Here is a 25,761-nt window from a genome sequence, read left to right as displayed (position 1 = left end):
CACACCGTTTTCGAACCTGGGGAGAACCCGCCGTGACAGAACAGTCCAAGCCCCTCACCGAGAACACCGCGGACGTCATCGTGGTCGGCGCCGGTCCGGCCGGTTCGACGACCGCCTACTACCTCGCCAAGGCGGGCCTGGACGTCCTGCTCCTGGAGAAGACGGCGTTCCCGCGCGAGAAGGTGTGCGGCGACGGCCTGACCCCGCGCGCCACCAAGCAGCTCGTCTCCATGGGCATCGACATCTCCGAGGAGGCGGGCTGGCTGCGCAACAAGGGCCTGCGCATCATCGGCGGCGGTGTCCGGCTCCAGCTGGACTGGCCGGATCTCGCCTCGTACCCGGACTACGGCCTCGTGCGCAAGCGCGACGACTTCGACGAGCAGCTCGCACGGCAGGCGCAGAAGGCGGGGGCGCGCCTGTACGAGCAGTGCAACGTCGGCGCCCCGATCGTCGACGACCGCACCGGCCGCATCACCGGTGTGCACGCGAAGCTCGGCGACGACAAGCGCGAGGTCGCCTTCCACGCCCCGCTGGTGGTCGCCGCCGACGGCAACTCGACGCGGCTGTCGCTGGCGATGGGCCTGCACCGCCGCGAGGACCGCCCGATGGGCGTCGCCGTGCGCACGTACTTCACGTCGCCGCGCCACGACGACGACTACCTGGAGTCCTGGCTGGAGCTGTGGGACAAGCGCGGCCCCGGCGAGGACCGGCTGCTGCCCGGCTACGGCTGGATCTTCGGCATGGGCGACGGCACGTCGAACGTGGGCCTCGGCATCCTCAACTCCTCCAAGGCGTTCCGCGAGCTGGACTGGCGCGAGGTCCTCAAGGCCTGGTGCGCGTCGATGCCGGAGGACTGGGGCTACACCCCGGAGAACATGACGATGCCGATCCGCGGCGCCGCCCTCCCGATGGCCTTCAACCGCCAGCCGCACTACACCAAGGGCCTGCTCCTGGTGGGTGACGCGGGCGGCCTCGTCAACCCGTTCAACGGCGAGGGCATCGCGTACGCCATGGAGTCCGGGCAGATCGCCGCCGACGTCATCGTGCAGGCGCACGCCCGGGCGACGGACGCCCAGCGGGAACTGGCCCTCCAGCGCTACCCGAAGGTCCTCAAGGACACCTACGGCGGCTACTACACGCTGGGCCGCGCCTTCGTGAAGATGATCGGCAACCCGAAGGTCATGAAGATCGCGACGCAGCGCGGCCTGACCCACCCGGTGCTGATGAAGTTCACGCTGAAGATGCTGGCGAACCTCACCGACCCGACGGGCGGCGACGCCATGGACCGGATCATCAACGGGCTGAGCAAGGTCGCGCCGAAGGCCTGACCGGCCCGCTTTTGCCCGGCGGGGCGGCTCGGGGCAGGCTGGACGCATGATTCTCATCGTCGTGAAGTTCACCGCCCGCCCCGAGCACACCGACTCCTGGCTGGAGAAGACCGCCGCGTTCACCGCCGCGACCCGCGCCGAGGAGGGCAACCTCTTCTTCGAGTGGTCGCGCGGGGTCGAGGACCCGAACCAGTTCGTCCTCGTCGAGGGGTTCCGGGACGCCGACGCGGGCGCCGCGCACGTCGGCTCCGACCACTTCAAGGCCGGCCTCGACGCGATGGCCCCGCTCATCGCCCGCACCCCCGAGATCATCAACGCCGACATCCCGAACGAGGGCTGGGGCCCGATGGGGGAGCTGACGCCGCAGGCGTGACGCGGCGGGCGGGAAACCGCTTGTGACGCTCTTGTGATGAACCTGTGGGCAACGATCGCCGCGGGGGAGAAGTCGAAAGGGGCGGACCGTGCCAGGTCCGCCCCTTTTCGCTGCGACGAGGAAGACTTGATGAGACGTCACATCCGCCTGCGCCCGTGGCGCGCGGCCCTCGGGCTCGCCGCCGCCGCGGCGCTGGCCGGCGGGCTCGCCACGGCGGCCCCCGCGCTCGCCGACACCGGCGAGGACCCGATGACCGTGGCCATCACGGGACGGGACAGGGTCGAGCTCTCCCTCCGGGGCGACAACGGCGGCCCCGCCGAACCCCAGGTCGTGCTGCGGCTCGCGACGACGGACACGGAGCCCGAACCGGACGACAACGGATTCGTCCCGATCCTCCGTTACGGCGACTTCAGGATCAGGATCGACGCCACCGGCCTGAAGGGCGTCGCCTCGGTGAAGCTGCCCTGCGGCGGCGGCGGGCCGATCGCCGAGTGCAAGGTCCACGAACTCGCCGAGGGGGAACGGCACAACCTGCTCGGCGGCATCCGTCTCGACATCGACGACGACAGCGCCGTGGGCGACTCCGGCTCCATCAGGATCACCGGTGAGACCCGCGGCGAGGACCGGGGGGTCACCTTCACCCCGCTGACCGTCGACGTCACCGTGGGCGGCACCCAGTACCGCACCCGCGAGCTGAGCGAGCCCCGGGGCTTCCGGGCCGGCGACGTGTACGGCGCCCCGGTCGGCTTCCGCAACGAAGGAGCGGCCGGCGACGGCGCGGTCCTGCGCCTGCACGGCTCGCGCGGCCTGAGCCTCCCCGACCGCTACGGCAACTGCGCCTACAAGGAGACCACCGACGGCGATCTGACGCACCGGGGGATCGACGCGATCTGCACCGTCCCGGGCCGGTTCGAGGCGGGCACCGCCTACACCGTCGCCGAACCGCTGAAGGTCCGCGCCGCCGGCTTCGCCCTCGACGACGTCTTCAGCTACCGCTTCTCCGCGGTGTCGTCGGCCCGGGCGAAGGCGCTGCTCACCGAGGACGGCTACACGCGGGGCACCGGCGCCCCGCTCACCCTGGAGGAACTCCCCGACGCCCCGGCGGCGCACTACACGGACCGCGCCGAGCTATCCCTGCCCACGTCCGGCGCCTACGACCTGGTGCTCACCGGCGCCTCGGCGAAGGGCGGGGCGGGCGACACGGTCACGGCCGACATCGGCTTCCGCAACGACGGCCCCGGCTGGATCAGCGCGCTGCGCCCCGGCCACGAGCCGCTCGGCTTCACCGTGGCGGTGCCCGAGGGCGCCAGGGTCACCAAGGCGCCGGACCGCTGCGACCCCGCCACGATCGGGGGCGGGGCGAAGGGCTACCGGTGCCGGATTGCCACGCCCCTGCGGGAGGACGCGCAGCTGACCTTCCCCTTCGAACTGCGGATCGACGAGGTCGTGGCGGACGCCAGGGGCGAGGTGACGCTGCCGGCCGGGGACACCCCGCGCGAGTCCGAGCCGTCCGACAACACCGCCTGGATCGTGCTCAACGGCACCGGGGACGGGCAGGGCCCGGGCGGCGCCGCGGACGGCGGCACCGCCGCGAGCCCGTCGCCGGGCGCCGCCACCGAGGGCTCGTCCGGCTCGTCCGATACGTCGGGTACGTCTGGTACATCGGGTGATTCCGGTTCGTCCGCGGCGGGTTCGGGGGAGCGGGGCCCGGGTGGCGGGCTGGCGCTGACCGGTGCGGGCGGCGTGCTGCTCGTCGGCGGCGTCGCCGTGCTCGCCCTGGGCGCGGGCGCCGCGGCCGTCGTCGTCACGCGTCGCCGCAGGACCGCCTGACGGCGGGCGTCCGCGCGCTCGTGAGCGGACGCACGAAGGCCGCCGCACCCCCGGGGAAGGGGAGCGGCGGCCTTCGCCGTGCGTGCTGGATCCTCAGAGGACGCGGACCGCGCCGCTCGCCGGGTAGCCGGACAGGTCCTGGATGACGACGCCCTTGGAGGGGTTGGCGGCGTCGAGGTACTGGCCGTTGCCGATGTAGACACCGACGTGGTACGCCGAGCCCGCGCCACCCCAGTACAGGATGTCGCCGACCTGGACGCTGGACAGCGAGACCGAGGTGCCGGCCGTCGACTGCGCCTGCGAGGTGCGCGGCAGGTCGACACCGGCCTGCTTGAACGCGGCCTGGACGAGGCCCGAGCAGTCCCACGAGCTGGGGCCCGTACCGCCCATGACGTACGCGTCGCCGACCTGGGCCTTCAGGAAGCTGATGACGGAGGCCACGGAGCCGCTGGCGGGTGCGGCGGCGGTCTCGGTGGAGCCGGCGGGGGCGGCGGCGGCGAGGGTGGTGCGCTCGGTGGAGCGCGAGGCGGCCTTCTCGGTCGCCTCCCGCTCGGCCTTCGCGCGGGCGGCGGCCGCGGCCTTCTTCTTGGCGGCCGCCTTCTGCTCCGCCTCGGCCTGGTCCTTCTTCGCCTGGTCCGCGGCCTTGGTGAAGGCCTCGTCCCGCTCCGCCTGGAGCTGGTAGTCGGCCGCGGCCTGCTGGGTGGCGTCCGCGGACTGGGCGACCTGCGTGGACAGGTCGGTGGTGAGCGTGGGCAGTTCGATGGTCTGCGTCACGGGCTCGGCAGCGCTGGCCGCACCCGACGCACCGGCCACTGCCAGGGTGCTGAGGACGCCACCAGTAACTCCGGCGCGCAGGGCCATCTTCGAGGCGCTGCGACGGGGCTTCCGGTGGCTGGGTATGTGAGCGGTGTGGGACATGGGTACAACCGCTATCAGGGCTTCACGGGTCCCATCAAGAAACGTGTGGTGCGCCACAGTTGTGAAGGACGGGCACGAATCCCTCACGCGCCAGGCCCCATTGACGCCTTATCGGGCAATACGGGCAGTATCGGCCAGAGTCGATCAAGGCTGTGATCATGGGGTTTCGGTAATACGCCCGAATTGCCCTGGGCCTACCACCGGTTGAGGCCGTTGGCCAAGCCCGGTTTCCGGCGCGTTACGCGGCACGTGACGCAGGTCACATCAACCCCCTAGGGGGCGGCCCCGATGTCCACTTCCGTCCACACCCTCCCTCCGGCGTGTGAACGCCGCGCACTATCAGCCACGGGTGTCCAACGCCAATTTGCCTGCCACCGCCCGCTCTTGATAGTGGACACACCGCTCTGACCAGGGGTAACCGGCCAAGATGTCACCTCTGGTGATCACTCAGGCGCTTCGAGTGTGAAGATCACCGCTCATCCGACTTCATGATCCTTCGTCAGGTGGTGGAGATCACAAAGTAGTTGGCGCACCCCGTGTCGCAGATCACAGAGGAGCAGGCATAGGATGCGGGTCAAGTTGGGCTTGTGACCTGCTTCACATGTAAGCGATCTTCGACCGTTTGCAGGGGGGCGGGGCGCACGGGCCCGTGCAACCGCCAGCAGTCAGCGCCGACTGAGAGGAGCGAGGAGCGGTGAACGCGTATGCGCCCATCCTCGTACTGGGAGCCCTCGGGGCAGGCTTTGCGATCTTCTCCGTGGTCATGGCCACGCTTATCGGTCCAAAGCGGTACAACCGGGCGAAGCTCGAAGCGTACGAGTGCGGCATCGAGCCCACCCCCACGCCGGCCGGCGGCGGGCGCTTCCCCATCAAGTACTACCTGACGGCGATGCTCTTCATCGTCTTCGACATCGAGATCGTCTTCCTCTACCCCTGGGCCGTCACCTTCGACGCCCTGGGGGTTTTCGGGCTCGTGGAGATGCTGCTCTTCGTGCTCACCGTCTTCGTCGCGTACGCGTACGTGTGGCGGCGCGGCGGCCTGGAATGGGACTGAGCCCCGCACAGGGGAGACCGGGAGCCACAGACCAATGGGACTCGAAGAAAAGCTGCCGAGCGGATTCCTGCTGACGACCGTCGAACAGGCCGCGGGATGGGTGCGCAAGTCGTCCGTCTTTCCCGCCACGTTCGGCCTCGCCTGCTGCGCCATCGAGATGATGACGACGGGCGCGGGCCGCTACGACCTGGCGCGGTTCGGCATGGAGGTCTTCCGCGGATCGCCCCGCCAGGCGGACCTGATGATCGTGGCCGGGCGGGTGAGCCAGAAGATGGCGCCCGTCCTGCGCCAGGTCTACGACCAGATGCCCAACCCCAAGTGGGTCATCTCCATGGGGGTCTGCGCCTCGTCCGGCGGCATGTTCAACAACTACGCGATCGTGCAGGGCGTCGACCACATCGTCCCGGTCGACATCTATCTGCCCGGCTGCCCGCCCCGGCCCGAGATGCTGATGGACGCGATCCTCAAGCTCCATCAGAAGATCCAGACCTCCAAGCTCGGCGTGAACGCCGAGGAGGCGGCCCGTGAGGCGGAGGAAGCGGCGCTCAAGGCGCTCCCGACGATCGAGATGAAGGGGCTGCTGCGGTGAGTGACGCGCAGAGCGACGGGGCCAACCCCGAGAAGGAACTGAGCGCCTCGAACCTGCCCGGGCAGCGAGGCGACACCGGCGAGGAGATCCGCGTCCAGCGCGGCATGTTCGGCGCCGACAACGGCGGCGACACCTCCGGCTACGGCGGCCTCGTCCGCTCGATCCGGCTGCCCGGCGAGGCCACCCGCCCGTACGGCGGCTGGTTCGACGAGGTCGCCGACGAGCTGGAGGGCGCCCTGGAGGAGCAGGGACTCGTCCCCGAGAACGCCATCGACCGCACGGTCGTCGACCGCGGCGAACTGACCTTCCACATCGAGCGCGAGCACCTGGTGCGCGTGGCGCGGACGCTGCGCGACGACCCGGCCCTGCGCTTCGAACTGTGCACGGGCGTCTCCGGGGTGCACTACCCCGGCGACAAGGGCCGCGAGCTGCACGCCGTCTACCACCTGCGGTCGATCACCCACAACAGGCTGATCCGCCTGGAGGTGTCGATGCCCGACGCGGACCCGCACGTGCCGTCCCTGGTCGCCGTGTATCCCACGAACGACTGGCACGAGCGCGAGGCGTACGACTTCTTCGGCATCGTCTTCGACGGCCACCCCGCGCTGACGCGGATCATGATGCCGGACGACTGGCAGGGCTTCCCGCAGCGCAAGGACTACCCCCTCGGCGGCATCGCCGTCGAGTACAAGGGCGCCCAGATCCCGGCTCCGGACCAGCGGAGGTCGTACTCGTGACCACACCCCAGGCAACCCCGCGCGAGACCACCGAGGGCACCGTCTACACGGTCACCGGTGGCGACTGGGACGAGGTCGTCCAGTCGGCGGCCACGTCCGACGACGAGCGCATCATCGTCAACATGGGCCCCCAGCACCCGTCCACGCACGGCGTGCTCCGGCTGATCCTGGAGATCGACGGCGAGACGGTCACCGAGGCCCGCTGCGGCATCGGCTACCTGCACACCGGCATCGAGAAGAACCTCGAGTACCGCACGTGGACGCAGGGCACCACGTTCGTGACCCGCATGGACTACCTGACGCCGTTCTACAACGAGGCGGCCTACTGCCTCGCCGTCGAGAAGCTCCTCGGCATCGAGGACGAGATCCCGGACCGGGCCTCGATCATCCGCGTGCTCCTCATGGAGCTGAACCGGATGTCCTCGCACCTGGTCTGCATCGCCACAGGCGGCATGGAACTCGGCGCGACGACGATCATGATCTACGGCTTCCGCGATCGTGAACTCATTCTCGACATCTTCGAGTTGATCACCGGCCTGCGCATGAACCACGCGTACGTCCGGCCCGGCGGCCTCGCCCAGGACCTGCCGCCCGGCGCGGTGGACCAGCTGCGCGAGTTCGTCAAGAAGATGAAGAAGAACCTCCCCGAGTACGACAAGCTCGCCACCGGGAACCCCATCTTCAAGGCCCGCATGCAGGACGTCGGCTACCTCGACCTGGCCGGCTGCATGGCCCTCGGCGCGACCGGCCCGATCCTGCGCTCGGCCGGCCTGCCGCACGACCTGCGCAAGGCGCAGCCGTACTGCGGCTACGACACGTACGACTTCGAGATCCCGACCGCCGACACCTGCGACTCCTACGGACGCTTCCTGGTCCGCCTGGAGGAGATGCGCCAGTCGCTGCGCATCGTCGAGCAGTGCCTGGACCGCCTGGAGCCGGGCCCGGTCATGGTCGGCGACAAGAAGATCGCCTGGCCCGCCCAACTGGCCCTCGGCCCGGACGGACTCGGCAACTCGCTCGACCACATCAAGAACATCATGGGCACCTCCATGGAGGCCCTCATCCACCACTTCAAGCTGGTGACCGAGGGCTTCCGCGTCCCGCCGGGACAGGCGTACACCGCCGTGGAGTCGCCCAAGGGCGAGCTGGGCGTGCACGCCGTGTCCGACGGCGGCACCCGCCCGTTCCGGGTCCACTTCCGCGACCCGTCCTTCACCAACCTTCAGGCGATGGCCGCGATGTGCGAAGGCGGCCAGGTCGCCGACGTCATCGTCGCGGTCGCGTCCATCGACCCCGTGATGGGAGGCGTCGACCGGTGACCACCAGTTCTACGGATCCGGCGGGCCAGGGCGTCAGCCTGGGCATGCCCGCGCTGCCCGCCCCCGGCTACCCGGACGACGTCCGGACCCGCCTGGAGGCGGACGCGAAGGAGATCGTCGCCCGCTACCCCGGCTCCCGCTCCGCCCTGCTGCCGCTGCTGCACCTCGTGCAGTCGGAGGAGGGGCACGTCACGCGGACCGGCATGCAGTTCTGCGCGGACGTGCTCGGCCTGACCACCGCCGAGGTGACGGCCGTGGCGACCTTCTACACGATGTACCGCAGGAAGCCGAGCGGCGACTACCAGGTCGGCGTCTGCACCAACACGCTGTGCGCCGTCATGGGCGGCGACGCCATCTTCGAGACGCTCCAGGAGCACCTCGGCGTCGGCAACAACGGCACCACGGACGACGGCAAGATCACGCTGGAGCACATCGAGTGCAACGCCGCTTGTGATTTCGCTCCCGTGATGATGGTCAACTGGGAGTTCTTCGACAACCAGACGCCCGAGTCCGCCAAGCGCCTCGTCGACGACCTGCGCACGGGCGTGGAGGTCTCGCCCACCCGCGGCGCGCCGCTGTGCACCTTCAAGGAGACGGCCCGCATCCTGGCCGGCTTCCCCGACGAGCGCGAGGGCGCCGTCGAGGCGAGCGGCAGCGCCGGCCCGGCCTCCCTGATCGGACTGCGCCTGGCCAAGGGCGAGACACCGCCCGCCCGCGTCGTCCACCCGCGGACCGGGTCCCGCGACCCGGAACCCCGCGACACCGAAGCGCCGCACGAGCCGTCGCCCGGCGAGCACCTCAGCTCGCACGACGCGCCGCAGGACACATCGGCCTCCGACCCCGAACACCCCGCGGGGCCGACCGCCGAGGAGGGGGAGTGATGACCTTGGCCGCCGAAGTCAACGACCACGACGCCAGCCCGGAGAAGCTGCTCGCTCCGGTCCTGTCGGCCTTCTGGGACGAGGACAGGTCCTGGTCCCTGGACGTGTACCGCCGCCACGAGGGCTACGAGGGACTGCGCAAGGCCCTCGCCATGTCGCCGGACGACCTCATCGCCTACGTGAAGGACTCGGGGCTGCGCGGACGCGGCGGCGCCGGATTCCCCACCGGGATGAAGTGGCAGTTCATCCCCCAGGGGGACGGCAAGCCGCACTACCTCGTCGTCAACGCCGACGAGTCGGAGCCCGGGACCTGCAAGGACATCCCCCTCCTCTTCGCCAACCCGCACAGCCTCATCGAGGGCATCGTGATCGCCTGCTACGCGATCCGCTCCGAGCACGCCTTCATCTACCTGCGCGGCGAAGTCGTCCCCGTGCTGCGGCGGCTGCACGAGGCCGTCCGCGAGGCGTACGCGGCGGGCTTCCTCGGGCAGGACATCCTCGGCACCGGGCTCAACCTCGAACTCACCGTGCACGCGGGCGCCGGCGCGTACATCTGCGGCGAGGAGACCGCGCTCCTGGACTCCCTCGAAGGCCGGCGCGGCCAGCCGCGACTGCGTCCTCCCTTCCCCGCCGTCGCGGGCCTGTACGCATGCCCCACCGTGGTGAACAACGTCGAGTCCATCGCGTCGGTTCCCGCGATCCTGAATCGCGGCAAGGACTGGTTCAAGTCGATGGGGAGCGAGAAGTCCGCGGGCTTCACGCTCTACTCGCTCAGCGGCCACGTCGCCAACCCCGGCCAGTTCGAGGCACCGCTCGGCATCACGCTGCGCCAGCTCCTCGACATGAGCGGCGGCATGCGGCCCGGCCACCGGCTGAAGTTCTGGACCCCCGGCGGCAGTTCCACCCCGATGTTCACCGAGGAGCACCTCGACGTCCCCCTCGACTACGAGGGCGTCGGCGCCGCCGGCTCGATGCTCGGCACCAAGGCGCTCCAGTGCTTCGACGAGACGACCTGCGTCGTGCGCGCGGTGACCCGCTGGACCGAGTTCTACGCCCACGAGTCCTGCGGCAAGTGCACGCCCTGCCGCGAGGGCACGTACTGGCTCGTGCAGCTGCTCCGCGACATCGAGGCCGGCAAGGGCTCGGCGGGCGACCTCGACAAGCTGAACGACATCGCCGACAACATCAACGGCAAGTCGTTCTGCGCCCTCGGCGACGGCGCCGCCTCGCCGATCTTCTCCTCGCTCAAGTACTTCCGCGACGAGTACGAGCAGCACATCACGGGCAAGGGCTGCCCCTTCGACCCGGCCCGCTCGACCGTCTGGGCCGACCGGACCGACCAGCACCGCACGGAGGTGACCGCGTGACCGTACTCGATTCCTCAGGTGGCTCCGCCACGGGCCGACGCCCCTCCGGGGGCGGCGAGGCGGCCGTTCCGCCGGAGGACCTCGTCTCCCTCACCATCGACGGCATCGGGATCAGCGTCCCCAAGGGCACCCTGGTCATCCGCGCCGCCGAGTTGCTGGGCATCGAGATCCCCCGGTTCTGCGACCACCCGCTCCTGGACCCGGCCGGCGCCTGCCGCCAGTGCATCGTGGAGGTGGAGGGCCAGCGCAAGCCGATGGCGTCCTGCACGATCACCTGCACCGACGGCATGGTGGTCAAGAGCCAGCTCTCCTCCCCGGTCGCCGAGAAGGCGCAGCGCGGGGTCATGGAGCTGCTGCTCATCAACCACCCCCTGGACTGCCCGGTCTGCGACAAGGGCGGCGAGTGCCCGCTCCAGAACCAGGCCATGTCGCACGGCCAGTCCGACTCCCGCTTCGAGGGCAGGAAGCGCACCTACGAGAAGCCGGTGCCGATCTCCACCCAGGTGCTGCTCGACCGCGAGCGGTGCGTGCTGTGCGCGCGCTGCACCCGGTTCTCCAACCAGATCGCGGGCGACCCGATGATCGAGCTGATCGAGCGCGGCGCGCTCCAGCAGGTCGGCACCGGCGAGGGCGACCCCTTCGAGTCGTACTTCTCCGGGAACACCATCCAGATCTGCCCGGTCGGCGCGCTGACCTCGGCGGCGTACCGCTTCCGCTCGCGGCCCTTCGACCTCATCTCCTCGCCGAGCGTGTGCGAGCACTGCTCCAGCGGCTGCGCGACCCGCACCGACCACCGGCGCGGCAAGGTCATGCGCCGCCTCGCGGCCAACGACCCGGAGGTCAACGAGGAGTGGATCTGCGACAAGGGCCGCTTCGGCTTCCGGTACGCGCAGAAGCCGGACCGGCTGACGACGCCCCTGGTGCGGGACGCGGAGTCCGGTGAACTGCGGCCCGCATCCTGGCCGGAGGCGCTGGAGGCGGCGGCCCGCGGGCTGACCGCCGGGCGCGGCAGGACCGGTGTCCTCACCGGCGGCCGGCTCACCGTGGAGGACGCCTACGCGTACAGCAAGTTCGCGCGGGTGGCCCTCGACACGAACGACATCGACTTCCGCGCGCGCGTGCACAGCAGCGAGGAGGCCGACTTCCTGGCGGCCCGGGTCGCGGGTCGCGGGCGCGACCTGGACGGCACCGGCGTCACGTACACGAAGCTGGAGAAGGCCCCGGCCGTGCTCCTCGTCGGCTTCGAGTCGGAGGAGGAGGCGCCCGGCGTCTTCCTCAAGCTCCGCAAGGCCTGGCGCGGGCACGGCCAGAAGATCTGGTCGCTGGCCACGCACGGCACGCGCGGCCTGGAGAAGGCCGGCGGCACGCTGCTGCCCGCCGCGCCCGGCACCGAGACCGAGTGGCTGGACGCGCTGTCGTCCGGTGTCGGCCTGGAGGCCGGGGGAGCGGCGGCGGGCGAGGCGCTGCGCGCCGAGGGCGCCGTGATCGTCGTCGGTGAGCGGCTCGCGGCCGTCGCCGGCGGGCTGACCGCGGCCGTCCGGGCCGCCGCCGCGACCGGCGCCGCCCTGGTGTGGGTCCCGCGGCGGGCCGGTGAGCGCGGCGCCGTCGAGGCGGGCGCGATCCCCTCGCTGCTGCCCGGCGGCCGTCCGGCGACCGACCCGCGCGCGCGGGAGGAGGTGGCCTCCGCCTGGCGGGTGGCCGAACTCCCGCACCGCTACGGCCGCGACACCGGTCAGATCGTGGAGGCCGCCACCACGGGCGAGCTGCGGGCGCTGCTGGTCGCGGGCGTCGAGATCGCCGACCTGCCGGACCCGGCTCGCGCGCGTGAAGCGCTTCACGAGGTCGGTTTCCTGGTCTCCCTGGAGCAGCGGCCCAGCGAGGTCACCGACCACGCCGACGTCGTCCTGCCGGTGGCCGCGGTCGCCGAGAAGGCGGGCACCTTCCTCAACTGGGAGGGCCGGGCCCGGATGTTCGAGGCCGCGCTCAAGCCGGACCAGATGACGCGCCGGGTCGCCCCGACCGACGGGCGCGTCCTCCAGATGCTGGCGGACGCCATGGACGTCCACCTCGGGCTGCCCGACCTGCGCACCGCGCGTGCCGAGCTGGACCGGCTCGGCCACTGGGACGGCCCGCACGCCACCGAGCCCCTGGAGACCGGCGTGGTCCTGCCGCGGCCCGCCGCCGGCGAGGCCGTCCTCGCCGGGCACCGGCTGCTGCTGGACCAGGGCCGCCTCCAGGACGGCGACGACGCGCTCGCCGGGACCCGGCACGCCGCCCACGCGCGCGTGTCGGCCGCGACGGCCGCCGAGGCGGGCGTCACGGACGGCGCCGCGCTGGCCGTCACCGGCTCCGCCGGCAGCGTCACCCTCCCCCTGCGGATCACGGAGATGCCCGACCGGGTCGTCTGGCTGCCGCTCAACTCCGTCGGCGGGGGCGTCGCTTCGGACACCGGTGCGGTCCCCGGCGACCTCGTGAAGATCGGCCCGGCCGTCGCCGCGGCCCCGGAGGTGCAGTCATGAGCCCCATGGCGCTGAGCCCGCTCGCGCTCGAGGACCTGTCGATGTTCGGCCGCGACCCGTGGTGGCTGGTCGTCGTCAAGGCGGTCTTCTGCTTCGCCTTCCTGATGGTGACCGTGCTGTTCTCCATCGTGTGGGAGCGCAAGGTCGTCGCCTGGATGCAGCTGCGCATCGGCCCGAACCGGCACGGCCCCTGGGGCATGCTCCAGTCGCTCGCCGACGGCATCAAGCTGATGCTGAAGGAAGACCTGATCGTCAAGCGCGCCGACAAGGTCGTCTACGTGCTGGCGCCGGTCGTCGCCGCGATCCCCGCGTTCATGGCGATCGCCGTCATCCCGTTCGGCCCGGCCGGCAACGAGATCTCGATCTTCGGCCACCGTACGACGATGCAGCTCACCGACCTGCCGATCGCGATGCTCTACATCCTCGCGGTCGCCTCCGTCGGCATCTACGGCATCGTGCTCGCCGGCTGGTCCTCCGGGTCGACGTACCCGCTCCTGGGCGGTCTGCGGTCCTGCGCGCAGATGATCTCCTACGAGATCGCGATGGGCGCCGCGTTCGCCTCGGTGTTCCTGTACTCGGGGTCGATGTCGACCTCGGAGATCGTCGCCCAGCAGCACGACCGCTGGTACATCGTGCTGCTGCCCGTGTCGTTCCTCATCTACATCGTGACGATGGTCGGCGAGACCAACCGCGCCCCGTTCGACATGCCGGAGTCCGAGGGCGACCTCGTCGGCGGCTTCAACACCGAGTATTCGTCCATCAAGTTCGCGATGTTCATGCTCGCCGAGTACGTGAACATGGTGACGGTCTCCGCGGTGTCGGTGACGCTGTTCCTCGGCGGCTGGCGCGCACCGTGGCCCGTCTCGACGTTCTGGGAGGGCGCGAACCACGGCTGGTGGCCGATGCTCTGGTTCGTCATCAAGGTCCAGCTGCTGCTGTTCTTCTTCATCTGGCTGCGCGGCACGCTCCCGCGCGTGCGCTACGACCAGCTGATGAAGCTCGGCTGGAAGGTCCTCATCCCGGTCTCCGTGGTCTGGCTGATGCTGGTGGCGACCGTGCGCACGCTGCGCAACGAGAACTACGACTTCGCCGACATCGCCCTGTACGTCGGCGGCGGCATCCTCGTGCTCCTGCTGCTGTCGTTCGTCGTCGACATCTTCCGCGACCGGGGCGCCAAGCAGTCCTCCGAGGGCGGCGCGGCCGAGGAGCCCGCGGCCTTCGACCCGATGGCGGGCGGATTCCCCGTCCCACCGCTGCCCGGACAGGCCCTGCCGCCCGTCCCGCGCCGACGCCCGCGCCATGAGCGGGAGTTGATTGTCAGTGGCGGACCCGATACTGCGAGTGACGGACCCCGCGACGCTCGTGACGGAAAGGAGGCGTCCGATGGCTGACGAGACGAACGAGAAGGACACCAGCCCCGGGTTCATGAACCCGGTCGCCGGCTTCGGTGTGACCTTCAAGGCCATGTTCAAGAAGCGGCTGACCGAGCAGTATCCGGAGCAGCAGAAGACCACCGCTCCCCGCTTCCACGGCAGGCACCAGCTCAACCGCCATCCGGACGGCCTGGAGAAGTGCGTCGGCTGCGAGCTGTGCGCCTGGGCCTGCCCGGCGGACGCCATCTACGTGGAGGGCGCGGACAACACCGAGGAGGAGCGCTACTCCCCGGGCGAGCGGTACGGCCGCGTCTACCAGATCAACTACGCCCGCTGCATCCTGTGCGGCCTGTGCATCGAGGCGTGCCCCACCCGCGCGCTCACGATGACGAACGAGTTCGAGCTCGCGGACAGCAGCCGGGCCAACCTGATCTACACCAAGGAGCAGCTGCTCGCCGGCCTGGACGACACCATGGTCGACAGCCCGCACGCGATCTACCCGGGCATGGACGAGCAGGACTACTACCGGGGCCTGGTCACCGAGGCCGCCCCCGGCACCGAGCGGCAGACCGCCGTCTCCAAGGGCGAGAAGCCCGCCGGGTCCGTGACGATCAAGGGGGTGGAGGCATGAGCGCCCAGCTCGCCGCGTACTCCACCTCCACCGGCGAGGCCTTCCAGTTCTGGGTCCTCGGCACGGTCGCCGTGCTCGGCGCGCTGTGCACGATCCTGATGCGCAAGGCCGTGCACAGCGCCCTGTGCCTGGCCGGAACCATGATCATCCTGGCGGTCTTCTACCTGGCCAACGGGGCGTACTTCCTCGGCATCGTCCAGATCGTCGTCTACACGGGCGCGATCATGATGCTGTTCCTCTTCGTGGTCATGCTGGTCGGCGTCACCGCCGCCGACTCCCTGAAGGAGACCATCAAGGGGCAGCGCTGGCTCGCCGCCGTGTGCGGTCTCGGCTTCGGCATCCTGCTGGTCGCGGGCGTCGCGAACGCGTCGCTGACGCAGTTCACCGGCCTGGGCAAGGCGAATGCGAACGGGAACGTGGAGGGCCTGGCCACCCTCATCTTCACCAAGTACGTCTTCGCGTTCGAGATCACCGGCGCCCTGCTGATCACCGCCACGATCGGCGCGATGGTGCTCACGCACCGCGAGCGCACCGAGCGGGCCAAGACCCAGCGGGAGCTGGCCGAGCAGCGCGTGCGCGAGGGCAAGCACCTCCCGCCGCTGCCCGCCCCGGGTGTCTACGCCCGGCACAACGCCGTGGACATCGCGGGCCTGCTGCCCGACGGCACCCCCTCGGAGCTGACGGTCATGCAGACGCTGCGCCGGCGCGGCCAGATCCGGGACGTCTCCGGCGAGGCGCTCAGCGACCTGAAGGCCCTGGAGCAGCGGTCGGCGGAGCGGCTGGAGCGCACCGACGGCGACAGGACCGCGGAGGAGGCGGCGAAGTGAATCCGGTCAACTATCTGTATCTCGCCTGCCTGTTGTTCACCATCGGCGCCACCGGCGTCCTCATCAGGCGGAACGCGATCGTCGTGTTCATGTGCATCGAGCTGATGCTGAACGCGTGCAACCTCGCGTTCGTCGCGTTCTCCCGGATGCACGGCAATCTGGACGGCCAGATCATCGCCTTCTTCACGATGGTCGTCGCCGCCGCGGAGGTCGTCGTGGGGCTCGCGATCATCGTGTCGCTGTTCCGTTCCCGCCACTCGGCCTCGGTCGACGACGCCAGCCTGATGAAGCTGTAAGGGGTCAGGGACACCATGAACAACCTGATTGCGCTGCTCGTCGCGGCGCCACTGCTCGGAGCGGCCGTCCTGCTGTGCGGCGGGCGGGCCCTGGACCGGGTGGGTCATCTGCTCGGCACGGTGCTCGCGGCCGCCTCCTTCGCGCTCGCGGTCGTGCTCTTCTCCGATCTGCTCGGCCGGGGCGCGGAGGACCGCACGCTCGGCCAGCACCTGTTCAGCTGGATCCCGGTCGAGGGCTTCCAGGCGGACGTCGCCTTCCAGCTGGACCAGCTGTCGATGACGTTCGTCCTGCTGATCTCCGGCGTGGGCACGCTCATCCACATCTACTCCATCGGGTACATGGAGCACGACGAGCGGCGCCGCCGCTTCTTCGGCTACCTGAACCTGTTCCTCGCGGCGATGCTCCTGCTGGTCCTCGCCGACAACTACCTGCTGCTGTACGTCGGCTGGGAGGGTGTGGGCCTCGCCTCCTACCTGCTCATCGGCTTCTGGCAGCACAAGCCCAGCGCGGCCACGGCCGCCAAGAAGGCGTTCCTCGTCAACCGCGTCGGTGACATGGGTCTGTCCATCGCGATCATGCTGATGTTCACGACGTTCGGGACGTTCGCCTTCGAGCCGGTGCTCGACGCCGCGGGCGACACCTCCGAGGGGAAGCTGACCGCGATCGGCCTGATGCTGCTGCTCGCCGCGTGCGGCAAGTCGGCGCAGGTGCCGTTGCAGTCCTGGCTCGGGGACGCGATGGAGGGCCCGACCCCGGTCTCGGCCCTCATCCACGCGGCGACCATGGTCACCGCCGGCGTCTACCTGATCGTCCGCTCCGGCGCGATCTTCAACGGCGCGCCGGACGCCCAGCTCGTCGTCACCATCGTCGGCGCCGTGACGCTGCTGTTCGGTGCGATCGTCGGTTGCGCGAAGGACGACATCAAGAAGGCGCTGGCCGGTTCGACGATGTCGCAGATCGGCTACATGATCCTCGCGGCGGGACTCGGCCCCATCGGCTACGTCTTCGCGATCATGCACCTGGTGACCCACGGCTTCTTCAAGGCGGGGCTCTTCCTCGGCGCCGGTTCGGTCATGCACGGCATGAACGACGAGGTGGACATGCGCAAGTACGGCGCGCTGCGCAAGTACATGCCGGTCACCTTCGTGACGTTCGGCCTGGGATACCTGGCCATCATCGGCTTCCCCGGCCTGTCCGGCTTCTTCTCCAAGGACAAGATCATCGAGGCGGCGTTCGCGAAGGGCGGCACCGAGGGCTGGATCCTCGGCTCGGTGGCCCTCGTCGGCGCGGCCGTCACCGCGTTCTACATGACCCGCGTGATGATCATGACCTTCTTCGGCGAGAAGCGCTGGCAGCCCGACGCGGAGGGCCACGAGCCGCACCCGCACGAGTCGCCGTCGTCCATGACGATCCCGATGATCGTGCTCGCGGTCGGCTCGGTCTTCGCCGGCGGCTTCTTCTCCCTCGGCGACCGCTTCCTGCACTGGCTGGAGCCGGTCACCGGCCACGACCACGGGGACGCGCCGATCAGCGCGGGCGTCGTCACCGGCGCCACCATGGTCTGCCTGGTGATCGGTGTGGGCCTGGCCTGGGCGCTGTACGGACGCCGGGAGGTGCCGGTCGTCGCCCCGCGCGGCTCGCTGCTCACCCGGGCGGCCCGCCGGGACCTGCTCCAGGACGACTTCAACCATGTCGTCCTGGTCCGCGGCGGCGAGCACCTCACGCGCTCCCTGGTCTACGTCGACCACACCCTGGTCGACGGAGTGGTGAACGGCACGGCGGCTTCGGTGGGCGGCCTCTCCGGCCGGCTCCGCAAGCTCCAGAACGGCTACGTGCGCTCGTACGCCGTCTCGATGTTCGGCGGTGCGGCGGTCATCGTCGCGGCGACCCTGCTGATGAGGGCGGTCTGATACCGATGTCCTTTCCTCTGCTGACAGCGACGGCGGTACTGCCGGCCGTGGGCGCCATCGCCACGGCCGCCGTACCGGCGAAGCGGCGCACGGCGGCCAAGTGGCTCGCGCTGCTGTTCTCGCTCGCGACACTGGCGGTCGCGGCGGTGGTCGCGGTGCGCTTCGACCCGTCGGGCGCCCGCTACCAACTGACCGAATCGCACTCCTGGATCCGGGACTTCGGCGTCCGCTACGAGCTGGGCGTGGACGGCATCGGGCTGGCGCTCATCGCGCTGACCGCGCTGCTGATCCCGTTCGTCATCCTCGCGGGGTGGAACGACGCGGACCCGCTGGAGACCGGGAACACCAGGTGGCGGCCGACGCAGGGCTTCTTCGCGCTGATCCTGCTGGTCGAGGCGATGGTGATCATCTCCTTCGAGGCCACCGACGTCTTCCTCTTCTACATCTTCTTCGAAGCCATGCTCATCCCGATGTACTTCCTCATCGGCGGCTTCGGGGACCGGGCGGGCCCGCACGGCGAGAAGGAGGCGGCGACCCAACGCTCGTACGCCGCCGTCAAGTTCCTCCTCTACAACCTGGTCGGCGGCCTCATCATGCTGGCGGCCGTCATCGGGCTGTACGTGGTCGCCGGCAGCTTCTCCCTCTCGGAGATCGCCGAGGCCCGCGCGAGCGGCTCGCTCGACATGGCGACCAGCACCGAGCGACTGCTCTTCCTCGGCTTCTTCTTCGCCTTCGCGGTGAAGGCCCCGCTGTGGCCGCTGCACACCTGGCTGCCGAACGCGATGGGCGAGGCCACGGCCCCGGTCGCCGTGCTGATCACGGCCGTGGTCGACAAGGTCGGCACGTTCGCGATGCTCCGCTTCTGCCTCCAGCTGTTCCCGGAGGCCAGCAAGTGGGCGACGCCGGCGATCCTCGTCCTGGCGCTCATCAGCATCGTCTACGGCGCGCTGCTCGCGGTCGGCCAGCGGGACATCAAGCGGCTGGTCGCCTACGCGTCGATCTCCCACTTCGGCTTCATCATCCTGGGCATCTTCGCGATGACCAGCCAGGGCCAGTCCGGCGCGACGCTCTACATGGTCAACCACGGCATCTCCACCGCCGCGCTGATGCTGGTCGCCGGGTTCCTGATCTCGCGGCGCGGCTCGCGGCTCATCGCCGACTACGGCGGTGTGCAGAAGGTCGCCCCGGTGCTCGCCGGCACCTTCCTGATCGGCGGCCTGGCGACGCTCTCGCTGCCGGGCCTGGCGCCGTTCGTGAGTGAGTTCCTGGTGCTGGTCGGCACGTTCTCGCGCTACCCGGTGGTCGGCATCATCGCCACCGTCGGCATCGTGCTCGCCGCGCTCTACACGCTGGTCCTCTACCAGCGCACCATGACGGGCCCGGTGAAGCCGTCGAACGCGGGCATCGCCGACCTGAAGGCGCGCGAACTGACCGTCGTCGTCCCGCTGATCGCCGTACTGATCTTCCTGGGCGTCTACCCGAAGCCGCTGACCGAGCTGGTGAACCCGGCGGTCAAGCACACCCTGTCCGACGTCCACAAGAAGGACCCGAAGCCGGAAGTGGAGGCGGCCCACAAGTGAGTTCCCTGATGAGTGCTCCAGTCGTCCACAGCCTGTGGACAACGGCGGCCGACCCGATCTCCAAGATCGACGCCCCGAAGATCGAATACGGGCAGTTGTCCCCGACCCTGATCGTCCTCGGCGCCGCCGTCCTGGGGATCCTGGTCGAGGCGTTCGTGCCGCGCACATCCCGTTACTACGTCCAGGTGTTCCTCTCCGTCGTGGCCCTCGCGGCGGCCTTCGCGGCCGTCGTCGGCCTCGCCGCCGGCGGGTACGGGACGACCAAGGCGCACATCGCGGCCATGGGCGCGATCGCCGTCGACGGCCCCGCCCTCTTCCTCCAGGGCACCATCCTGCTGGCCGGGCTCGTCTCGATCTTCACATTCGCCGAGCGGCGGCTCGACCCCGAGGCGCACGGCAACCGCGTCGACTCCTTCGCCGCGCAGGCCGCGTCCGTCCCGGGCAGCGAGAGCGAACAGGCCGCCACCAGGGCCGGGTTCACCACCACCGAGGTGTTCCCGCTCGCGCTCTTCGCGATCGCCGGCATGCTCGTCTTCCCCGCGGCGAACGACCTGCTGACGCTCTTCATCGCCCTGGAGGTCTTCTCGCTCCCGCTGTACCTGCTGTGCGCACTGGCCCGCCGCAAGCGGATCGTGTCGCAGGAGGCCGCGGTCAAGTACTTCCTGCTCGGCGCCTTCGCGTCCGCGTTCACCCTGTTCGGCATCGCGCTGCTCTACGGCTACGCGGGCTCGGTCTCGTACGCCAAGGTCGCCGCCGTCGTCGACGGCACGGTCACCAACATCGACCCGGCCCTCGCCGACACCATGGGCAACGACGCGCTGCTGCTGATCGGCGTCGCGCTCGTCGTCATGGGCCTGCTGTTCAAGGTCGGCGCCGTCCCCTTCCACATGTGGACGCCGGACGTCTACCAGGGCGCCCCCACGCCCGTCACCGGCTTCATGGCGGCGGCGACCAAGGTGGCCGCCTTCGGCGCGCTGCTGCGCCTGCTGTACGTGGTCCTGCCCGGCCTGCGCTGGGACTGGCGGCCGGTCATGTGGGCCGTCGCCATCGTCACGATGCTCGCCGGCGCGATCGTCGCGATCACCCAGACGGACATCAAGCGGCTCCTCGCGTATTCGTCCATCGCGCACGCCGGGTTCATCCTGGCCGGCGTGATCGCGACGACGCCCGAGGGCGTCTCGTCGGTGCTGTTCTACCTGGCCGCGTACTCGTTCGTGACCATCGGCGCCTTCGCCGTGGTGACGCTGGTGCGCGACGCGGGCGGCGAGGCGACGCACCTGTCGAAGTGGGCCGGGCTCGGCCGGCGCTCGCCGCTGGTCGCGGCGGTCTTCGCCGTGTTCCTGCTGGCCTTCGCCGGGATCCCGCTCACCTCGGGCTTCGCCGGGAAGTTCGCCGTGTTCAAGGCGGCGGCCGAGGGCGGCGCGGGCGCGCTGGTCGTGGTCGGTGTGATCTCCTCGGCGATCGCCGCGTTCTTCTACATCCGGGTGATCGTCCTCATGTTCTTCAGCGAGCCGAAGGCGGACGGGCCGACCGTGGCCGTGCCGTCGCCGCTGACCATGACGACCATCGCGGTGGGCGTGGCCGTCACCGTCGTGCTGGGGCTCGCGCCGCAGTACTTCCTGGACCTGGCGAGCCAGGCCGGAGTCTTCGTGCGGTAGCGCCCCCGCGCACGCCCGAGCCGGTGCCCGGCGCCCTGGGAGGGGCGCCGGGCACCTCTGCGTGGCGGCCGGGACCGCCGGACCTGTGGATAACTTTCCGGGTTGTCGGCCCCGGCCCCTATCGTTGCGGGAGCAGTCGGACGACGGACGGGACAGAGGGTATGAGTGAGGTGACGGAGAGCGAGGCGCTGGCCACGCTCCACCGCGTCTTCGGGTACGACGCATTCCGCGGTGAGCAGGAAGCGATCATCGAGCACGTCGTGGCGGGCGGCGACGCCGTCGTCCTGATGCCCACCGGCGGCGGCAAGTCGCTCTGCTACCAGATCCCGGCCATGGTCAGACCCGGCACGGGTGTCGTCGTCTCGCCGCTGATCGCGCTCATGCAGGACCAGGTGGACGCGCTGCGGGCGCTCGGCGTGCGCGCCGGGTTCATGAACTCGACGCAGGACTTCGCCGAGCGGCGCACCGTCGAGGCCGAGTTCCTCGCCGGCGAGCTGGACGTGATCTACCTCGCCCCGGAGCGGCTGCGGCTCGACAGCACCCTCGATCTGCTCTCCCGCGGCAAGATCTCCGTCTTCGCGATCGACGAGGCGCACTGCGTGGCGCAGTGGGGCCACGACTTCCGGCCGGACTACCTGTCCCTGTCCGTGCTGGGGGAGCGGTGGCCCGACGTGCCGCGGATCGCGCTCACCGCCACCGCGACGCACGCCACGCACCAGGAGATCACCCAGCGCCTCGGCATGCCGCGGGCCCGGCACTTCGTCGCCAGCTTCGACCGGCCCAACATCCAGTACCGGATCGTGCCCAAGGCCGAGCCGAAGAAGCAGCTGCTGACCTTCCTCAAGCAGGAGCACGAGGGCGACGCGGGCATCGTGTACTGCCTGTCGCGCAAGTCCGTGGAGGCCACCGCCGAGTTCCTCAGCAGGAACGGGATCGAGGCGGTGCCGTACCACGCGGGCCTCGACGCGGGCACCCGCGCGGCGCACCAGTCCCGCTTCCTGCGCGAGGAGGGGCTGGTGGTCTGCGCGACCATCGCGTTCGGCATGGGCATCGACAAGCCCGACGTGCGGTTCGTGGCCCACCTCGACCTCCCGAAGTCCGTCGAGGGGTACTACCAGGAGACCGGCCGCGCGGGCCGCGACGGACTCGCGTCGACGGCCTGGATGGCGTACGGGCTCCAGGACGTCGTGCAGCAGCGCAAGCTGATCAACATGGGAGAGGGCGACGAGGCGTTCCGCCGCCGGGCCGCCTCCCACCTCGACTCGATGCTGGCGCTCTGCGAGACGGCCCAGTGCCGGCGGGCCCAGCTCCTGACGTACTTCGGCCAGGAGGCCGCGACGGCCTGCGGCAACTGCGACACCTGCCTGACGCCGCCCGAGACCTGGGACGGCACGGTCGCCGCGCAGAAGATCCTGTCCACCGTGGTGCGGCTCGACCGGGAGCGGCGGCAGAAGTTCGGCGCGGGCCAGATCATCGACATCCTGCTCGGCAAGCGCTCCGCCAAGGTCATCCAGTTCGACCACGACCAGCTGTCCGTCTTCGGTATCGGCGAGGAGCTGAGCGAGAACGAGTGGCGGGGCGTGGTGCGGCAGTTGCTCGCGCAGGGGCTCATCGCGGTCGAGGGCGAGTTCGGCACGCTCGTGCTCACCGAGGAGAGCGGGAGCGTCCTCGGGCGGGAGCGGGAGGTGCGGCTGCGCAAGGAGGCGCCGCGGCCGGCCGCTTCCCGGTCGGCCTCCCGGGAGCGCAAGGCCAAGACCGTCGCCGCCGACCTGCCCGCCGAGCTGCTGCCCGTCTTCGAGGCGCTGCGGTCCTGGCGCGCCGCCCAGGCCAAGGAGAACGGGGTGCCGGCGTATGTGATCTTCCATGACGCCACGCTCCGGGAGATCGCGCTTCAGCGGCCCACCTCGCTCGGGCAGCTGGGGACGCTCGGCGGGGTCGGCGAGAAGAAGCTGGCGACCTGGGGGCCGGGAGTGCTGGAGGTCCTCGCCGGGCTCGACGGCGGGGAGTCCGTCGAGCGGGCGCCGGAGTTCGACCCCGGTCCCGAGCCCGACTTCGGGCCGGAGCCGGAGCCGGAGGACGTCGACTGGTGAGCCCTGTGCCCGTCCGGTGAGCCCTGGCCCCTGAGCCCTGTCCCCGTCCGGCGGGACCTGTCCGCGTCCGGCGGGGCCGGATCGCGGCAGGCCCCACCGGGCCGGGGCACGCCCTACCGGATCACGGGTGGGCCACCACGCGGCCCGTCACCTCGCCCAGGCCCACCCGGGTGCCGGCCGGCCCCGGGGCCCAGGCCGTCATGGTCACCACGTCGCCGTCCTCCAGGAACCCCCGCTCGCCGTCGGGGAGTCGCAGCGGGCGCTGCCCGTTCCAGGTCATCTCGATCAGCGACCCGCGCTCGTTCTCGGCGGCGCCGCTGACCGTGCCGGAGCCGTAGAGGTCGCCGGTGCGCAGGGAGGCGCCGTTGACCGTCATGTGGGCCAGCATCTGGGCGCCCGTCCAGTACATCCCGGCGAACGGCGGCTCCGAGACGATGTGGCCGTTGAGCGAGACCATGATCCGCAGGTCGTAGCCCGCGTCGTCGAGGCCAGGGGCGGAGTCGTCCAGGTACGGCAGCAGCGGCTCCGTCCGCGCGGGCGCGGGCACGCGCGCCGCGTCCAGCGCTTCGAGCGGGGTGATCCACGCCGAGACCGAGGTCGCGAAGGACTTGCCGAGGTGCGGGCCGAGCGGCACCGTCTCCCAGTTCTGGATGTCGCGCGCCGACCAGTCGTTGAGCAGGCACAGCCCGAAGACGTGGTCGCGGTACGCGGCGAGCGGGACCGGGGTGCCCCGCGGCGACGGCACCCCGACCACGTAACCCACCTCGGTCTCGATGTCGAGGCGGACCGACGGGCCGAAGACCGGGGCCGGGTCCTGCGGGCCCTTGCGCTGGCCGCTGGGGCGCACCACGTCGGTGCCGGAGACCACGACCGTCCCGGCGCGCCCGTGGTAACCCACGGGCAGGTGCTTCCAGTTGGGCTTCAGGGCCGCCTCGTCGGGGCGGAAGAGCCGGCCGAGGTTGGTGGCGTGGTGCTCGGACGCGTAGAAGTCGACGTAGTCCGCGACCTCGAAGGGCAGGTGCAGCGTGACCGCCGACAGCGGGTGCAGATGGGGGCGGACCGTGTCGCGGTGGGCCGCGTCCGTCACCCACTCCGTCACGGCGCGCCGCACGTCCGCCCAGGCCGGACGGCCCGCGGCCAGCAGGGGGTTGAGGGTGGCACGGTCCAGGAGCGGGCCGTGCGGCGAGCCGAGGGCGTCGGCCGCCGCGCCCGCGTCCAGGACGTGGTCGCCGAGCCGGACGCCGACCCGGGGGCTCTCACCGGCGCGGCTGAAGACTCCGTAGGGGAGGGTGTGCGGGCCGAAGGGGTGGCCTTCGGGGAGGTCGAGCGGGTCGAGCGGGGTGTGCTCGGACGCGGCTGCGGCTGCCATGCCTACGTGCCTCACTTTCCAGGGTGGGTCACACGGGTGGATCACTCGGTGGATCACGTGCGGGATCACGTGGTGGATCACACAGGTGGGCGACACGTTACGTGGGCGCCGGTGGTCCGTCAGCCGGCGGCCACCCGCTGACCCGAAAAGATGACAAGACGGTCGCCCGTTGCCCGGCGCGGGCGAACGGCGCAAGGGCGGCCGGTACGCGTCGGTCCGCCGGGGCCGTCGGTCCGTATTCTTCGGATCATGCCCGCACCCGCATATGCCCTCATCGCCACTGACCTGGACGGCACCCTCCTGAGAGGCGACGACACCGTCTCGGACCGGACGCGGGCCGCCCTCGTCCGGGCCGCCGTGGCCGGGGCCCGGCACATCGTGGTCACCGGCCGGCCGGCGCCCCGGGTGCAGCCCCTGCTCGGCGATCTGGGCGCGGCCGCGGGGCTCGCGGTGTGCGCGCAGGGCGCGCAGCTGTACGACGCGGCGCACGACCGGCTGCTCTGGTCGCTCACCCTCGACCGGGAGCTCGCCGAGCAGGCGCTCGGCAAGATCGAGGCCGAGGTCGGGCAGGTGTACGCGGCCGTGGACCAGGACGGCGTGGACGGGCTGACGCTGATCGAGCCCGGCTATCTGATGCCGCATCCGACGCTGCCCGCCGTGCGCGTGCACCGCCGGGCTGACCTGTGGGAGCAGCCCATCAGCAAGGTGCTGCTGCGCCATCCCGGGCTGGCCGACGACGAACTGGCCGCCGTGGCGCGGGCGGCGGTCGGCCCGCTCGCCACGGTCACCATGTCGGGGCCCGGCACCGTCGAACTCCAGCCGCGCGGCGTGACCAAGGCGACGGGGCTCGAACTCGCCGCCGAACGGGTGGGCGTGGGCCCCGCCGACACCATCGCCTTCGGCGACATGCCCAACGACGTACCGATGTTCGGCTGGGCCGCGCGGGGCGTGGCCATGGCCAACGCCCACCCCGAGCTGAAGGCCGTGGCCGACGAGGTCACGGCGTCCAACGAGGAGGACGGGGTGGCCGCCGTCCTGGACCGCCTCTTCACCTGACAGGGCGGGTCCGGCCCGCCCCCCCCCGGGCCCGTCCTGGGCGCGGGGGGGCGTG

21 protein-coding genes are annotated in these 25,761 nt (G+C 70.8%); 19 read left to right on the top strand and 2 right to left on the bottom strand.

Going from position 1 to position 25,761, the window contains the following annotated elements:
- Positions 1-32 precede the first annotated feature (32 nt).
- The 3 genes from ACIP5K_RS04040 to ACIP5K_RS04030 all read left to right on the top strand — a co-directional run bounded on the left by ACIP5K_RS04040 (position 33) and on the right by ACIP5K_RS04030 (position 3,531).
- Positions 33-1,328: a geranylgeranyl reductase family protein gene (locus ACIP5K_RS04040; RefSeq protein WP_401404650.1), complete on the top strand. Its 1,296-nt coding sequence runs from the start codon at positions 33-35 to the stop codon at positions 1,326-1,328.
- A gap of 46 nt (positions 1,329-1,374) precedes the next feature.
- On the top strand, positions 1,375-1,701 hold the full coding sequence (locus ACIP5K_RS04035; RefSeq protein ID WP_401404648.1) for a putative quinol monooxygenase: 327 nt from the start codon (positions 1,375-1,377) through the stop codon (positions 1,699-1,701).
- 129 nt (positions 1,702-1,830) lie between these two features.
- On the top strand, positions 1,831-3,531 hold the full coding sequence (locus ACIP5K_RS04030; protein ID WP_401404646.1) for a hypothetical protein: 1,701 nt from the start codon (positions 1,831-1,833) through the stop codon (positions 3,529-3,531).
- 93 nt (positions 3,532-3,624) lie between these two features.
- On the opposite strand, the gene ACIP5K_RS04025 is transcribed toward ACIP5K_RS04030, so the two are convergent.
- Positions 3,625-4,449, bottom strand: coding sequence for a C40 family peptidase (locus ACIP5K_RS04025; protein ID WP_401404644.1), 825 nt, complete (start codon positions 4,447-4,449; stop codon positions 3,625-3,627).
- A 694-nt stretch (positions 4,450-5,143) separates the two neighbouring features.
- Between ACIP5K_RS04025 and ACIP5K_RS04020 the strand changes: the two genes are divergently transcribed.
- From ACIP5K_RS04020 to recQ, 15 genes are all read left to right on the top strand, one after another.
- Positions 5,144-5,503 carry an NADH-quinone oxidoreductase subunit A gene (locus ACIP5K_RS04020; RefSeq protein WP_007383963.1) on the top strand — a complete coding sequence of 120 codons (360 nt, stop codon included), beginning with the start codon at positions 5,144-5,146 and terminating at the stop codon, positions 5,501-5,503.
- Between the two features lie 34 nt (positions 5,504-5,537).
- The gene (locus ACIP5K_RS04015) at positions 5,538-6,092 is read left to right on the top strand and encodes an NADH-quinone oxidoreductase subunit B family protein (protein ID WP_010041554.1); all 555 of its coding nucleotides are present in this window, start codon (positions 5,538-5,540) and stop codon (positions 6,090-6,092) included.
- Positions 6,089-6,829 carry an NADH-quinone oxidoreductase subunit C gene (locus ACIP5K_RS04010; protein WP_401404641.1) on the top strand — a complete coding sequence of 247 codons (741 nt, stop codon included), beginning with the start codon at positions 6,089-6,091 and terminating at the stop codon, positions 6,827-6,829. Before ACIP5K_RS04015 ends, ACIP5K_RS04010 begins: the two co-directional genes overlap by 4 nt.
- Positions 6,826-8,148, top strand: a complete 1,323-nt coding sequence (locus tag ACIP5K_RS04005) for an NADH-quinone oxidoreductase subunit D (protein WP_401404639.1) — start codon at positions 6,826-6,828, stop codon at positions 8,146-8,148. Before ACIP5K_RS04010 ends, ACIP5K_RS04005 begins: the two co-directional genes overlap by 4 nt.
- Positions 8,145-9,029, top strand: coding sequence for an NADH-quinone oxidoreductase subunit NuoE (gene nuoE, locus ACIP5K_RS04000; RefSeq protein ID WP_401404637.1), 885 nt, complete (start codon positions 8,145-8,147; stop codon positions 9,027-9,029). The genes ACIP5K_RS04005 and nuoE overlap by 4 nt, the downstream gene beginning before the upstream one ends.
- Positions 9,026-10,396, top strand: a complete 1,371-nt coding sequence (nuoF, locus tag ACIP5K_RS03995; protein ID WP_401404635.1) for an NADH-quinone oxidoreductase subunit NuoF — start codon at positions 9,026-9,028, stop codon at positions 10,394-10,396. The genes nuoE and nuoF overlap by 4 nt, the downstream gene beginning before the upstream one ends.
- Positions 10,393-12,915, top strand: coding sequence for an NADH-quinone oxidoreductase subunit G (locus ACIP5K_RS03990; protein ID WP_401404633.1), 2,523 nt, complete (start codon positions 10,393-10,395; stop codon positions 12,913-12,915). The genes nuoF and ACIP5K_RS03990 overlap by 4 nt, the downstream gene beginning before the upstream one ends.
- An 11-nt stretch (positions 12,916-12,926) precedes the next feature.
- The gene (nuoH, locus tag ACIP5K_RS03985) at positions 12,927-14,306 is read left to right on the top strand and encodes an NADH-quinone oxidoreductase subunit NuoH (RefSeq protein WP_401405267.1); all 1,380 of its coding nucleotides are present in this window, start codon (positions 12,927-12,929) and stop codon (positions 14,304-14,306) included.
- Positions 14,299-14,919: an NADH-quinone oxidoreductase subunit NuoI gene (gene nuoI / locus ACIP5K_RS03980; RefSeq protein WP_401404631.1), complete on the top strand. Its 621-nt coding sequence runs from the start codon at positions 14,299-14,301 to the stop codon at positions 14,917-14,919. Before nuoH ends, nuoI begins: the two co-directional genes overlap by 8 nt.
- Positions 14,916-15,746 (top strand): NADH-quinone oxidoreductase subunit J, encoded by an 831-nt coding sequence (locus ACIP5K_RS03975; protein ID WP_401404629.1) that lies wholly within the window; start codon positions 14,916-14,918, stop codon positions 15,744-15,746. Before nuoI ends, ACIP5K_RS03975 begins: the two co-directional genes overlap by 4 nt.
- Positions 15,743-16,042 (top strand): NADH-quinone oxidoreductase subunit NuoK, encoded by a 300-nt coding sequence (gene nuoK, locus ACIP5K_RS03970; protein ID WP_111663767.1) that lies wholly within the window; start codon positions 15,743-15,745, stop codon positions 16,040-16,042. The genes ACIP5K_RS03975 and nuoK overlap by 4 nt, the downstream gene beginning before the upstream one ends.
- Positions 16,043-16,057: 15 nt before the next feature.
- Complete coding sequence (nuoL, locus tag ACIP5K_RS03965; RefSeq protein ID WP_401404626.1) at positions 16,058-17,953, top strand: NADH-quinone oxidoreductase subunit L; 1,896 nt, start codon at positions 16,058-16,060, stop codon at positions 17,951-17,953.
- Between the two features lie 5 nt (positions 17,954-17,958).
- Positions 17,959-19,533 carry an NADH-quinone oxidoreductase subunit M gene (locus ACIP5K_RS03960; protein ID WP_401404624.1) on the top strand — a complete coding sequence of 525 codons (1,575 nt, stop codon included), beginning with the start codon at positions 17,959-17,961 and terminating at the stop codon, positions 19,531-19,533.
- An 8-nt stretch (positions 19,534-19,541) separates the two neighbouring features.
- Entirely contained in the window at positions 19,542-21,191 is a 1,650-nt protein-coding gene (gene nuoN, locus ACIP5K_RS03955; protein ID WP_401404622.1) for an NADH-quinone oxidoreductase subunit NuoN, read from the top strand.
- Positions 21,192-21,352: 161 nt separating this feature from the next.
- On the top strand, positions 21,353-23,281 hold the full coding sequence (gene recQ / locus ACIP5K_RS03950; protein ID WP_401404620.1) for a DNA helicase RecQ: 1,929 nt from the start codon (positions 21,353-21,355) through the stop codon (positions 23,279-23,281).
- Between the two features lie 121 nt (positions 23,282-23,402).
- Here the strand turns inward: recQ and fahA are convergent, their stop codons facing one another.
- Complete coding sequence (gene fahA / locus ACIP5K_RS03945; RefSeq protein ID WP_401404618.1) at positions 23,403-24,650, bottom strand: fumarylacetoacetase; 1,248 nt, start codon at positions 24,648-24,650, stop codon at positions 23,403-23,405.
- Positions 24,651-24,899: 249 nt separating this feature from the next.
- On the opposite strand from fahA, the gene ACIP5K_RS03940 reads away from it, so the two are divergent.
- Positions 24,900-25,706 (top strand): HAD family hydrolase, encoded by an 807-nt coding sequence (locus ACIP5K_RS03940; protein WP_401404616.1) that lies wholly within the window; start codon positions 24,900-24,902, stop codon positions 25,704-25,706.
- Positions 25,707-25,761 lie beyond the last annotated feature (55 nt).

Origin of the sequence: Streptomyces sp. NPDC088785, assembly GCF_044750685.1 — a bacterium.
GTDB lineage: Bacteria > Actinomycetota > Actinomycetes > Streptomycetales > Streptomycetaceae > Streptomyces.
The sequence above is the reverse complement of the archived record's forward strand: the minus strand, read 5'-3'. Positions and strand labels throughout refer to the sequence as shown.